Source organism: Mycobacterium rhizamassiliense, assembly GCF_900157375.1.
Classification (GTDB): domain Bacteria; phylum Actinomycetota; class Actinomycetes; order Mycobacteriales; family Mycobacteriaceae; genus Mycobacterium; species Mycobacterium rhizamassiliense.
In genome coordinates this window covers 3,198,955-3,211,247 of record NZ_LT721901.1, presented here as the reverse complement: position 1 = coordinate 3,211,247, position 12,293 = coordinate 3,198,955, and the positions used below count along the sequence as shown (strand labels likewise).

The following is a 12,293-nucleotide window of genomic DNA, read 5'->3' as shown; positions in this document are numbered from 1 at the left end:
CCAGGCCGGGCGCACGGTGAAGTCATGACATTGCTTGACATGCTCCCCTCCATGGGTCGGGTGGCGCCCGGCCGGCTGGATCCCGCGATCTGGCCTGTCACTGCACATTCCGACGAGGAGGGGCGGCTGTGCGTGGGCGGCGTGCCCCTGACGGACATCGCCGACGAGTTCCATACGCCGACCTATGTGATCGACGAGACCGACTTCCGGCAGCGCGTCCGGCGCTACCGCAGGGCGCTGCGCGGGGTCGAAGTGGTCTACGCCGGCAAGTCACTGCTGACGACGGCGGTCGCGCGCTGGGCCGCCGAGGAAGGGCTGGGCATCGACGTCTGCTCGTCCGGTGAGCTGGCCGTCGCGATGGCCGGCGGCGTGCGGCCGTCGCGCATCGTCATGCACGGCAACGCGAAGTCGCCCGAGGAGTTGCGCGAGGCCGTGCGGGTCGGCGTGGGCCGCATCGTGCTGGACTCGTGCATCGAGATCGCCTACCTGGCCGGCGTGGCCCGACAACGTCAGCCGGTGCTGATCCGGGTGACGCCCGACATCGACATCCACGGACACCGCGCGATCACCACCGGCATCAGCGACCAGAAGTTCGGCCTCACGCTGCATGGCGACCGGGCCGACGTCGCGGCCCAGCGGGTGCTGGCGCATCCGATCCTGGACCTGGTCGGGCTGCACTGCCACATCGGCTCGCAGGTCACCGACCCCGCCCTGTACGGCGAGGCCATCCACCGGATGATCGCCGCCATGGCCGACATCCGCGCCCGGCACGGCGTCATCCTCACCGAGCTGAACATCGGCGGCGGCCACGCGATCCCCTACATTCCCGGGGGCCGCGAGCTGGACCTCGACGAACTGGCCCGCGTCATCGAGGATGCGCTCGACGAGGCCTGCGCGGCCGAACACTTCCCCCGGCCGACCCTCGTCGTCGAGCCGGGCCGCGCCATCAGCGGCCGGGCCGGTGTGACGCTGTACCGCGTCTGCTCGATCAAGACGCAGCCGGGCGGCCGCACCTTCGTCGCGGTCGACGGCGGCATGAGCGACAACCCGCGGGTGTCGCTGTACGGCGCGCAGTACACCGTCGCGCTGGCGAACCGACACCCGATGGGCCTCAAGCAGCGCGTCACGATCGCCGGCCGGCATTGCGAGGCGGGCGACGAGATCGCCCGCGACGTCGAGCTTCCCGCCGACCTGCACCCGGGCGACCTACTGGCCGTCGCGACCACCGGCGCCTACCACCACAGCATGGCGTCGAACTACAACATGGTCTGCCGCCCGCCGGTGGTGGCGGTCAAGGGTGGCCGGGCCCGCGAGCTGGTCCGCCGCGAAACGATCGCCGACCTGCTGGCGCGCGACCGGGGCTGAATTGCGGCGAGTTACCCGTCCTGCAGCCGCGGGTCGGCTTCCAGATGGGTCAGGCCGTTCCACATCAGGTTGACCAGGTGCGCGGCGACTACTTCTTTCTTCGGCTCCCGGGTGTCCAGCCACCACTGCGCGGTCATCGACACCGAGCCGACCAGCGCCTGCGCGTACAGCGGCGCCAGGTCCGGATCCAAGCCGCGGCGGGCGAAGTCGCCGGCCAGGATCGAGGCCACCTGGTTGACGGCGTCGTTGAGCAGGCTGGAATAGGTGCCCGAGCTGATCGAGGCGGGCGAGTCGCGGATCATGATCCGGAAGCCGTCGGTGCGCTCCTCGACGTAGGTGAGCAGCGCCAGGGCGACGCGCTCGACCCGCACCCGGGACCGGTTGTTGGTCAGCGACGAGGTGATGCCGTCCAGCAGGGCCGACATCTCGCGGTCGACGACCACGGCGTACAGGCCTTCCTTGCCGCCGAAGTGCTCGTAGACGACGGGCTTGGAGACGTTGGCGCGCTGCGCGATCTCCTCGATGGAGGTGCCGTCGTAGCCGCGCTCGGCGAACAGCGAGCGCGCGATGCCGATCAGTTGGTGTCGACGCTCGCTGCCGGTCATCCGCGCGCGGGGCGCGGCGACCTCTTTCTTCGGGGCTGCCACGTCCCTCAGCGTATCGGTTTGAGCAGGTGAAGGTGCCCGACATTCCCGCCGACCGCCGACGGCGCTGGGTACCGTCTAAAGTCTTGTTGGCGCGGTCGGTGGTCAGCCCGCAACCCGCCGCGGTAGGCAGTCCGTCGTGGTGTAATCGGCAGCACTTCTGATTTTGGTTCAGACAGTTCAGGTTCGAGTCCTGGCGACGGAGCTTCGAGTTTTTGCCACCACCACACGTGAAATGACACTCTTGACGGGCGTATCGGGCCTGCTGCCTCCGGCCTAGCGTGGGACAAAGCAAGAGGAGAGTTGATGGCGTCTCGTGGTGACACGGTGGTCCTGGTCTTAGCGGCCGGGCCCGGCACCCGGATGCGGTCCGACACCCCGAAGGTCCTGCACAGCATCGCCGGCCGCAGCATGCTGGCCCACTCGCTGCATGCCGTCAACAAGGTCGCCCCGCAGCAGCTGATCGTCGTGCTCGGCCACGCCCACGAGCGGATCACGCCGGTCGTCGCCGAACTCGCCGATGCGCTGGGCCGCCCGATCGAGGTGGCGCTGCAGGACCAACCGCGCGGCACCGGCCACGCGACGCTGTGCGGCCTGGGCGCGCTGCCGCGGGACTACGCCGGGGTCGTCGTCGTCACCTCGGGTGACACCCCGCTGCTGGACTCCGACATCCTGGCCGAACTGATCGCCACCCACACCGCCGCATCTGCGGCCGCGACGGTGCTGACCACCACACTCGACGATCCGTCCGGCTACGGCCGCATCCTGCGGTCGGCGGACGACGACGTGCTGGCGATCGTCGAGCACGCCGACGCGACACCGGATGAGCGCGACATCCGCGAGGTCAACGCGGGCGTGTACGCGTTCGACGTCGCCGCGCTGCGCTCGGCGCTGGGACGGCTGGGTTCCGACAACGCCCAGCAGGAGCTCTACCTCACCGACGTTGTCGGCATCCTGCGCGGCGACGGCCAGGCCGTGCACGCCCGCCACGTCGACGACAGCGCGCTGGTGGCCGGGGTGAACAACCGCGTGCAGCTGGCCCAGGTGGGCACCGAGCTCAACCGGCGCATTGTGGCCGCCCACCAGATGGCCGGGGTCACGGTCATCGATCCAGCCAGCACCTGGATCGACGTCGAGGTGACGATCGGCCGCGACACCGTCATCCACCCGGGCACTCAGCTGCTGGGCCGCACCCAGATCGGCGGCAACTGTGTCGTCGGCCCGGACAGCACGCTGAGCGACGTCGTCGTCGGCGACGGCGCATCGGTGGTCCGCACGCACGGCGAGGGTTCCTCCATCGGCGCCGGCGCCACGGTCGGCCCGTACACGTTCCTGCGGCCCGGAACCGAGCTGGGCGCCGACGGCAAAATCGGCACGTTCGTGGAAGTGAAGAACTCCACGATCGGCGCCGGCACCAAGGTGCCGCACCTCACCTACGTCGGCGACGCCGACATCGGCGAGCACAGCAACATCGGGGCGTCCAGCGTGTTCGTCAACTACGACGGAGTCACCAAGCGCCGCACCACGATCGGCTCGCACGTCCGCACCGGGTCGGACACCATGTTCGTGGCGCCGGTGACGGTCGGCGACGGGGCCTACACGGGCGCCGGCACGGTGCTGCGCGACGACGTCCCGCCCGGGGCGCTGGCCGTTTCCGCGGGACCGCAACGCAACATCGAGGACTGGGTGCAGCGCAAGCGGCCGGGCACCGCGGCGGCCCAAGCTGCCGAGAAGGCCGCCGCCCGGGCCGCTGACGAGGCTTCCCAGCAGGCCCCGACGACGCAATCCGAATAGACACCGTGGGTTCGCTCGCTGGAAACCCGGCGATATTTCCGTACCATTCGCTACGTACGATGGGGCTTCCATTTTGATCCTGAACGGCGAGGGCAGCACGTTGAGCCACGACTGGTCCGATAATCGAAAAAACTTGATGCTGTTCTCTGGGCGGGCGCATCCCGAACTAGCCGAACAGGTAGCCAAAGAGCTCGATGTGCACGTCACCGCGCAGACGGCGCGGGAATTCGCCAACGGCGAGATCTTCGTCCGGTTCCACGAATCGGTGCGCGGCTGCGACGCCTTCGTCCTGCAGTCGGCCCCGTGGCCGGTAAACCGCTGGCTGATGGAACAGCTGATCATGATCGACGCGCTCAAGCGAGGCAGCGCCAAGCGGATCACCGCCGTCATGCCCTTCTATCCGTACGCCCGCCAGGACAAGAAGCACCGCGGTCGCGAGCCCATCTCGGCCCGCCTGGTTGCCGACCTGCTGAAGACCGCGGGGGCCGACCGGATCGTGACGGTCGACCTGCACACCGACCAGATCCAGGGCTTCTTCGACGGCCCGGTGGACCACATGCGCGGCCAGACCCTGCTGACCACCTACATCAAGGACAACTACCCGGACGGCAACATGGTCGTGGTCTCCCCCGACTCCGGGCGCGTGCGCATCGCCGAGAAGTGGGCCGACTCGTTGGGCGGCGTACCGCTGGCCTTCATCCACAAGACCCGTGACCCGAAGGTGCCCAACCAGGTGGTGTCCAACCGCGTCGTCGGCGAGGTCGAGGGCCGCACCTGTGTGCTGATCGACGACATGATCGACACCGGTGGCACCATCGCCGGTGCGGTGAACCTGCTGCGCCAAGACGGTGCCCGGGAGGTGATCGTCGCGGCGACCCACGGCGTGTTGTCCGACCCGGCCGCCGAGCGGCTGGCCGCGTGCGGCGCCAGCGAGGTCATCGTCACCAACACGCTGCCCATCGGCGAGGAGAAACGATTCCCCCAGCTGACGGTGTTGTCGATCGCGCCGCTGCTGGCCAGCACCATTCGCGCCGTGTTCGAAAATGGCTCCGTCACCGGGCTATTCGACGGAGACGCCTAGATGGCTGACGAGAATGTCATCTACCACAACCCCAAGTGCAGTACCTCTCGCAAGACGCTGGACTTGTTGCGGGAGAACGGCTTAGAGCCCACCGTCGTTCAGTACCTGAAGACCCCGCCGTCGCGCGACGAGCTGGTCAACATGATCCGCGACGCGGGCATCGACGTCGCTACCGCGGTGCGCAAGCGCGAACCGCTGTACGCCGAACTGGGGCTTGCGGATGCGACGGATGGGCAGCTGCTGGACGCCATGGCCGAGCATCCGATCCTGATCGAGCGCCCGTTCGTCATCACACCGAAGGGCACCCGGCTGGCCCGGCCGATCGACGCGGTCCGCGAGATTCTGTGAAACCCGTCGCGACCGCCGTCGCGACGGCCGCGCTGCTGGCGTCGGTGGTCGCCTGCGGTCCCAAAGGTCCTGACTACACGTCGGTTTGGACGACGAGCTCGACGGCCACCCCGACCACCACGGTCGAGAAACCCGTCCCCCTGTCGCAGTATCTGAACAGCATCGGCGTGACCGGCAAGCAGGTGGCGCCGGACTCCCTGCCGGATTTGACGGTGTCGATACCGACCCCGCCGGGCTGGGAGCGGTTCACCGATCCGCACATCGCGCCGCAGACTGTGTTGCTGGCCAAGAACAAGAAGTATCCGACCGCGCGGCTCGTGGTGTTCGCGCTGAACGGAGATTTCGACCCGGCGCAGGTCATCAAGCACGGCAACGACGATGCGCAATTGTTCGACAATTTCAAGCAATTGGACGCATCGATGGCGCCCTACAACGGGTTTCCCTCGTCGATGATCCAGGGCAGCTACAACAACGAGGACGGCACGCGGTTACACAGCTTGAACCGGATCGTGCTGCCGACCGGGTCGCCGCCGGGCAAGCAGCGCTACTTCGTTCAGCTCACGATCACCAGCCTGGCCGACCAGGCCGCCGCGCAGGCCGGCGGCATCGACATGATCATCCACGGATTCGTCGTCGCCGCAAAGTAATTCGGCGAGCGCGGCGAGCGCCAAATAGCGGGTGAATTGCGCAAGTCCAGCCGGTGGTCTTGACTGTTGGGGCCGACTGCAACGCTGAAAGCGGGGGTGGAATGTGGCGGGCGTATTTCGCATGCAGCTCGAAGCGACCGCAAACACGGCGCAATTCCTATCCGGGCAGGCGGACGACCTGGCCAAGGAGCTGGCCGACATCGCGCGTTCCTGGGGCGACTTGTCCTCGAAATGGACCGGTAAAGCCCGCTCCGCCTACGAGCCTGCCTGGGAGTAGTGGCACAGCGATGCCCAGACTGTGGTGGCGATCCTCGAGGAGCATTCCGCTCTGCTCGTCAAGTCGGTGAGTCTGCTCGCCGAGAACGAGACCCATGCGGCGACGGTACTCCGATCCCTCGATCAGGCGGATCACCTGTGACAAGCCGCTATTCCATCGATATCGACGAGTTGATCGCGTTCGCGGACCGGTTGAAGCAGTTCAATCATCGCGCCGAGGAATTGACGGCGGCCGTCGACTCGGAGATTTCCCGACTCCACACCACCTGGGCAGGGGAGGCTACCCAAAATCTGTGGCAGCGACAGCGCCCGAACCCGCGCCGCGTCGAGCTCAATCGCCAACGGTATGCCGTCGAGACGCTCGCAGATCTCGCGCACTAGCTCGGTGTTGTCTTCGCCCACAACGAAATTCGGTCGAGCGCGCCGGGCGCGGTCGGCGAACAACTCGATCGCCTGATCCGCGAGCGGCAATGACGGCACCCGCCAGCTCAGCTCGCCCGGCACACCCAGGGGCTCTCGGCTGGTCGCCAGAATCGTCAAATGCGGGCAGGCGGCGAGCAACTCGACGACAAGCGATCCGCACACATCGAGCAGATGCTCGCAGTTGTCCAGCACCAGCAACATCGTCTTCTCGCCGAAGAACCGCACCAGCAGTTCCATCGTGGAACGGCCCGGCTGATCCGGCAGACCGAGCGTGCGCGCCACCGTCACCGGCATGACATCCGGGATGGTGATCGGAGCCAAGTCGACATACCAAACGCCATCACCGAACTCACCGAGGACTTGGGCGGTGAGTTCGACGGCCAACCGCGTCTTGCCCGCGCCGCCGGCCCCGGTCAACGTCACCAACCGGTTGTCCGCCACCAGACTTTGCAACTCGGCCATTTCGGCTTGGCGCCCAACGAAACTCGTCAGCTGCGCGGGAAGGTTGTGCGACACAACGACGGTGCGGACCCGAAGGGGCGGAAACTCGTTGCACACGTCGGGATGGCACAACTGCACCACCCGCTCCGGGCGCGGCAGGTCACGCAGCGGGTAGCTGCCCAGGTCGGCCAGCCACGCCCCGTCCGGCAGCCGATCGGCAACCAGCGATTCGGTGACTCCCGACAGCAGCGTCTGCCCGCCGTGGCCGAGGTCGCGCAGCCGCGCCGTCCGGTTGATCGTCGGGCCCGCGTAGTTGGCGTCGTCACGCAACTGGACCTCACCGGTGTGCAGCCCGAGGCGCAGCTTGATCGGCGCCAGTGGCGCCCGCTGCAGCGCCAGCGCGCACGCCACCGCGTCGGACGCGCGGGCGAAGGCGGCCACGAAGCTGTCGCCCTCGCCCTGCTCGACCGGGCGCACCCCGCCGAAGGCCGGAACCGCCTGGTCCACGGCGCGGTTCAACTCCGCGAGTGCGATCGTCATCTTCTCGGGCTGGGTCTCCCACAGCCGCGTCGAGCCCTCGACATCGGCCAGCAGCAATGTCACTGTTCCGGTCGGCAGCAAATCGCCCACACCCAAATCGCTCCAGGTTAACGGTGGAATCTCCGCGTGTTGGCTCATGTTAGTCAGCATCGCGGCGCGCGTGAAGCAAAACATCGGCGATATGGCGCAGATCCGCGTTGGCGGGCGCGCGAGGTTGCCGCAGCCAACGCGCAGACCCGCAGGTTCATTAGTGTTGTCAGCCATGACTGACTGGACCGCCGCAGACCTGCCGTCGTTCGCCGGGCGCACCGTGATCATCACCGGCGCGAACAGCGGGCTGGGCGCGATCACGGCCCGCGAGCTGGCGAGCAACGGCGCCACGATCATCATGGCCGTCCGCAACACGCAGAAGGGCCACGCCGCCGCCCGGGACATGCGCGGCCAGGTCGAGGTGCGCGAGCTCGACCTGCAGAACCTGTCGTCGGTCCGGGAATTCGCCGACGGCGTCGATAAGGCAGACGTCCTGATCAACAACGCCGGCGTGATGGCCGTGCCGTACGCGGAGACGATCGACGGCTTCGAGAGCCAGATCGGCACCAACCACCTCGGCCATTTCGCGCTGACCAACCTGCTGCTGCCCAAGCTCACCGACCGCGTCGTGGCGGTTTCGTCGATGGCGCACCTGCCCGGGCGCATCAGCCTCGACGACCTCAACTGGAAGAAGCGGCGCTACCGGCCGTGGCTCGCCTACGCCCAGTCCAAGCTGGCCAACCTGCTGTTCACCAGCGAGTTGCAACGCCGCCTCGCCGCGGCCGGCTCGCCGCTGCGCGCGGTCGCGGCCCACCCCGGCTACTCGCACACCAACCTGCAGGGCGCGACCGGGCGCCAGCTCAGCGACACCCTGATGTCAGCGGCCACCAGCGTGTTCGCCACCAACGCCGACTTTGGCGCCCGCCAGACGCTGTACGCGGCGTCCCAGGACATCCCGGGCAACACCTTCATCGGGCCGCGGTTCGGCAGCCTCGGCCGCACGCAGGCGGTGGGCCGCAGCCCGGCGGCCAAGGACGCGCCGACCGGCGCCGCGCTCTGGCAGCTGTCCGAGCAGCTCACCAAGACCCAATTCCCGTTCTGAGCTGCGCGAACGTGAAGCTGGTTTCACATTCGGCATCGAACGTGAACCTGGCTTCACGCTCGACGCAGGCCCGCGCGAATTTCCACTCCAAGGCGCCGATGCGCTAACCTGACCGGGCGTCACGGCGAGGGTGGCAGGCGAATCAGCCAGCACCGTTATCGACGGAGACCGACATACTGTCGCGATCCTGGCCGTGCCAAGAACTAGGTACCGAGCACACAGGAGCGATACAGATGGCCAAGTCGGCAGTCAATCAACTCAAGGCCGGGGTGCGAACCGAGACCGGTAAAGGCGCGTCCCGTCGTGCCCGCCGCGACGGCAAGGTTCCCGCCGTCCTCTACGGCCACGGCGCCGACCCCCAGCACCTGGAATTGCCGGCCCACGACTACGCGGCCGTGCTGCGGAACTCCGGCACCAACGCCGTGCTGACCCTGGACATCGACGGCAAGGAGCAGCTGGCACTGACCAAGGCGCTCGACATCCACCCGATCCGCCGCAGCATCCAGCACGCCGACCTGGTGATCGTGCGCCGCGGCGAGAAGGTCGTCGTCGAGGTCAACGTCATCGTCGACGGCCAGGCCGGCCCCGACACCCTGGTCACCCAGGACACCAACACGATCGAGATCGAGGCCGAGGCCATGTCGATCCCCGAGCACCTCACCGTGTCGGTCGAGGGCGCCGAGCCGGGCACCCAGTTCACCGCCGGACAGATCGAGCTGCCCAAGGGCGTCAACCTGATCTCCGACCCCGAGTTGCTGGTGGTCAACGTCGTCAACGCCCCGACCGCCGAGGACCTCGAGGAAGAGGGCGCCGGCGAAGAGGGCGAGACGGCCGAAGGGGAAGCGACCGACGAAGAGGGCGGCGAGGCCGAAGGCGAAGCCGCTGCCGACGAGTCCGAGTAGGCGGCTCGCGACGTGGCCGAACCGCTACTGGTGGTCGGCCTGGGCAACCCCGGAGACAACTACGCCCGCACCCGGCACAACGTCGGGTTCATGGTGGCCGATCTGCTTGCCGGCAGGCTGGGTTCAAAGTTCAAGGCGCACAAGCGTTCCGGCGCCGAGATCGCCAGCGGCCGGCTGGCCGGGCGTTCGGTGGTGTTGGCCAAGCCGCGCTGCTACATGAACGAGTCCGGCCGCCAGGTCGGGCCGCTGGCCAAGTTCTACTCCGTCGCCCCCGCCGACGTCATCGTCATCCATGACGATCTGGATCTCGAGTTCGGCCGCGTCCGGCTCAAGATCGGCGGCGGCGAGGGCGGGCACAACGGGCTGCGCTCGGTGGCATCCGCGTTGAGCACCAAGGACTTTCAGCGGGTGCGCATCGGGATCGGGCGCCCGCCCGGCCGCAAGGACCCCGCCGCGTTCGTGCTGGAGAACTTCACCGCCGCCGAGCGCGCCGAGATCCCCACCGTCTGCGAGCAGGCCGCCGACGCCACCGAGCTGATGATAGAACTGGGCCTAGAACCCGCCCAGAACGTCGTCCACACCTGGTAGGCGCTTGCGGTACGCCGACGGGGTTTCGCCGCAGAACTGGGTGAACGCGCGAGTGAACGCGCTCAGGCTGTCGAAGCCGACCGCCGTGGCGGCCTGGTGTACCGCTTGCCCCGGGGCGGCCAGCAGGGCCATCGCGCGCAGCATGCGTGCATGCAAAAGGTAAGTGCGCCAAGACATCCCAATCGCCTCGTCGAACTGGCGCCGCAGCGTGCGCTCCGAGACCGCAACGGCGCGACTGACGTCCGCGGCGGTCGCCGTCGCCAGGTTCGCCTTGGTGTAGGCCATCGCGGCGGCGACGATCGGATTGGTCGACGTCGGCAGGCTCAGCGGCGCCTCGTGATCCAGCGCCTCGAAAACCAGGTGCCCGAGCGTCTGGAAGAAGCCGTCGGAGACCGGGTCGCTTTCGGCCCGGCCGATCGGCCAGCGCAGCGCATAGATCATCATCTGGCGAATCAACGGCGACACGGCCAGGATGCGCGCTCGGCTGTCGACCTCGGGCAGCAGCGCGGGATCGAACATCACCGCGACGCTGCGGACGTCGGGTGTCATCGTCGCCTGGTGTTCCAGCCCGACCGGCATCCAGGCCGCCTGTTGTGGCGGCAGCAGGTAGTGGGCGGCGGCGGTCTCGACCTCGACCACCCCGCCGATCGCGTACTGAATCTGGTGCAGATCGTGCGAATGCCAGCCGGTGACCAGCCGATCCCCCTCGTAGAGGTAGCTGCCGGCCAGGGCGCGCCCGCCGCGGCGCAGCTCGACCTGGCTGACGTTCGCCGGGTTGGCCGATCGAGATAAAACTTTGGCCGAAGATGCGGAGACGGTCACGAGTGTCCAGGGTACAAGTTGAGGCATGGACATCGACGACCTGATCCTGGTGAGCATCGACGACCACGTCGTGGAGCCGCCGGACATGTTCCTGCGCCACGTGCCCGCCAAGTACAAGGAGGAGGCACCCATCGTCGTCACCGACGACAAGGGCGTGGACCAGTGGATGTACCAGGGCCGGCCGCAGGGCGTCAGCGGACTCAACGCGGTGGTGTCGTGGCCGGCCGAGGAGTGGGGCCGCGACCCCGCCGGCTTCGCGGAGATGCGGCCCGGCGTCTACGACATCCACGAGCGCGTCCGCGACATGAACCGCAACGGCATCCTCGCGTCGATGTGCTTCCCGACGTTCACCGGCTTTTCGGCCCGTCACCTCAACATGACGCGCGAGGACGTCACCCTGGTGATGGTGTCGGCCTACAACGACTGGCACATCGACGAGTGGGCCGGCACCTACCCGGACCGCTTCATCCCGATCGCGATCCTGCCGACCTGGACCCCCGAGGGGATGTGCGCCGAGATCCGCCGCGTGGCCGCCAAGGGCTGCCGGGCGGTCACCATGCCGGAACTGCCGCACCTGGAAGGGCTGCCGAGCTACCACGACGAGGACTACTGGGGCCCGGTGTTCCGCACGCTGTCCGAGGAGAACGTGGTGATGTGCCTGCACATCGGCACCGGCTTCGGGGCGATCAGCATGGCGCCCAACGCGCCGATCGACAACATGATCATCCTGGCCACCCAGATCTCGGCGATGTGTGCGCAGGACCTGCTGTGGGGCCCGGCGATGCGCAACTACCCCGACCTGAAGTTCGCCTTCTCCGAGGGCGGCATCGGCTGGATCCCGTTCTACCTCGATCGCAGCGACCGGCACTACACCAACCAGAAGTGGCTGCGGCGGGACTTTGGCTCTCAACTGCCGTCCGACGTGTTCCGCGAGCACTCGCTGGCCTGCTACGTCACCGACAAGACCTCGCTGAAGCTGCGCCACGAGATCGGCATCGACATCATCGCCTGGGAATGCGACTACCCGCACTCGGACTGCTTCTGGCCCGACGCCCCCGAGCAGGTGCTGGCCGAGCTGAACGCCGCCGGCGCCGACGACACCGACATCAACAAGATCACCTGGGCCAACGCCTGCAACTTCTTCACCTGGGACCCGTTCGCCCGCACGCCGCGCGAGCAGGCCAACGTTAAAGCGTTGCGCGCCAAGGGCAGCGACGTCGACGTGTCGATCCGCCCCCGCAAGGAATGGGCGCGGCTCTACGAGCAGAAGCAGCTCGCCGGGGCCTGAAC

Annotated in this window: 12 protein-coding genes, 1 tRNA gene and 1 pseudogene; 11 read left to right on the top strand and 3 right to left on the bottom strand. The window is 67.9% G+C overall.

Annotated features, from left to right (window positions below; translation table 11 throughout):
* Window positions 1-24: 24 nt before the first annotated feature.
* Complete coding sequence (gene lysA, locus MRAB57_RS15745) at window positions 25-1,365, top strand: diaminopimelate decarboxylase (protein ID WP_077088174.1); 1,341 nt, start codon at window positions 25-27, stop codon at window positions 1,363-1,365.
* Window positions 1,366-1,376: 11 nt separating this feature from the next.
* Here the strand turns inward: lysA and MRAB57_RS15740 are convergent, their stop codons facing one another.
* On the bottom strand, window positions 1,377-1,970 hold the full coding sequence (locus MRAB57_RS15740; RefSeq protein ID WP_157900681.1) for a TetR/AcrR family transcriptional regulator: 594 nt from the start codon (window positions 1,968-1,970) through the stop codon (window positions 1,377-1,379).
* A 172-nt stretch (window positions 1,971-2,142) separates the two neighbouring features.
* Here MRAB57_RS15740 and MRAB57_RS15735 point away from each other — a divergent pair.
* The 6 genes from MRAB57_RS15735 to MRAB57_RS15710 all read left to right on the top strand — a co-directional run bounded on the left by MRAB57_RS15735 (window position 2,143) and on the right by MRAB57_RS15710 (window position 6,156).
* Window positions 2,143-2,214 (top strand) — tRNA-Gln (locus MRAB57_RS15735).
* A gap of 101 nt (window positions 2,215-2,315) precedes the next feature.
* Window positions 2,316-3,803 carry a bifunctional UDP-N-acetylglucosamine diphosphorylase/glucosamine-1-phosphate N-acetyltransferase GlmU gene (gene glmU / locus MRAB57_RS15730; protein WP_077088172.1) on the top strand — a complete coding sequence of 496 codons (1,488 nt, stop codon included), beginning with the start codon at window positions 2,316-2,318 and terminating at the stop codon, window positions 3,801-3,803.
* 100 nt (window positions 3,804-3,903) lie between these two features.
* Window positions 3,904-4,884: a ribose-phosphate diphosphokinase gene (locus tag MRAB57_RS15725; protein WP_077090619.1), complete on the top strand. Its 981-nt coding sequence runs from the start codon at window positions 3,904-3,906 to the stop codon at window positions 4,882-4,884.
* Window positions 4,885-5,232, top strand: coding sequence for an arsenate reductase (glutaredoxin) (gene arsC / locus MRAB57_RS15720; protein ID WP_077088171.1), 348 nt, complete (start codon window positions 4,885-4,887; stop codon window positions 5,230-5,232). It begins immediately after the preceding gene.
* A complete protein-coding gene (locus MRAB57_RS15715; protein ID WP_077088170.1) occupies window positions 5,229-5,879 on the top strand; it encodes an LpqN/LpqT family lipoprotein in 651 nt (216 codons plus the stop codon). Before arsC ends, MRAB57_RS15715 begins: the two co-directional genes overlap by 4 nt.
* Before the next feature lie 121 nt (window positions 5,880-6,000).
* Complete coding sequence (locus MRAB57_RS15710; protein ID WP_157900617.1) at window positions 6,001-6,156, top strand: WXG100 family type VII secretion target; 156 nt, start codon at window positions 6,001-6,003, stop codon at window positions 6,154-6,156.
* Window positions 6,157-6,377: 221 nt separating this feature from the next.
* Here MRAB57_RS15710 and MRAB57_RS15705 read toward each other — a convergent pair.
* Window positions 6,378-7,709, bottom strand: a pseudogene (locus MRAB57_RS15705) (ATP-binding protein); the annotation flags it as partial.
* Between the two features lie 112 nt (window positions 7,710-7,821).
* Between MRAB57_RS15705 and MRAB57_RS15700 the strand changes: the two are divergent.
* The 3 genes from MRAB57_RS15700 (at window position 7,822) to pth (ending at window position 10,181) form a co-directional block, all read left to right on the top strand.
* Window positions 7,822-8,691, top strand: coding sequence for an oxidoreductase (locus MRAB57_RS15700; RefSeq protein ID WP_077088169.1), 870 nt, complete (start codon window positions 7,822-7,824; stop codon window positions 8,689-8,691).
* Between the two features lie 233 nt (window positions 8,692-8,924).
* Window positions 8,925-9,593, top strand: a complete 669-nt coding sequence (locus MRAB57_RS15695) for a 50S ribosomal protein L25/general stress protein Ctc (RefSeq protein ID WP_077088168.1) — start codon at window positions 8,925-8,927, stop codon at window positions 9,591-9,593.
* A gap of 12 nt (window positions 9,594-9,605) precedes the next feature.
* Entirely contained in the window at window positions 9,606-10,181 is a 576-nt protein-coding gene (gene pth, locus MRAB57_RS15690; RefSeq protein WP_077088167.1) for an aminoacyl-tRNA hydrolase, read from the top strand.
* Here the strand turns inward: pth and MRAB57_RS15685 are convergent.
* Window positions 10,146-11,003 carry an AraC family transcriptional regulator gene (locus MRAB57_RS15685; RefSeq protein ID WP_077088166.1) on the bottom strand — a complete coding sequence of 286 codons (858 nt, stop codon included), beginning with the start codon at window positions 11,001-11,003 and terminating at the stop codon, window positions 10,146-10,148. The genes pth and MRAB57_RS15685 overlap by 36 nt on opposite strands.
* Window positions 11,004-11,028: 25 nt before the next feature.
* Between MRAB57_RS15685 and MRAB57_RS15680 the strand changes: the two genes are divergently transcribed.
* A complete protein-coding gene (locus MRAB57_RS15680) occupies window positions 11,029-12,291 on the top strand; it encodes an amidohydrolase family protein (RefSeq protein WP_077088164.1) in 1,263 nt (420 codons plus the stop codon).
* Window positions 12,292-12,293 lie beyond the last annotated feature (2 nt).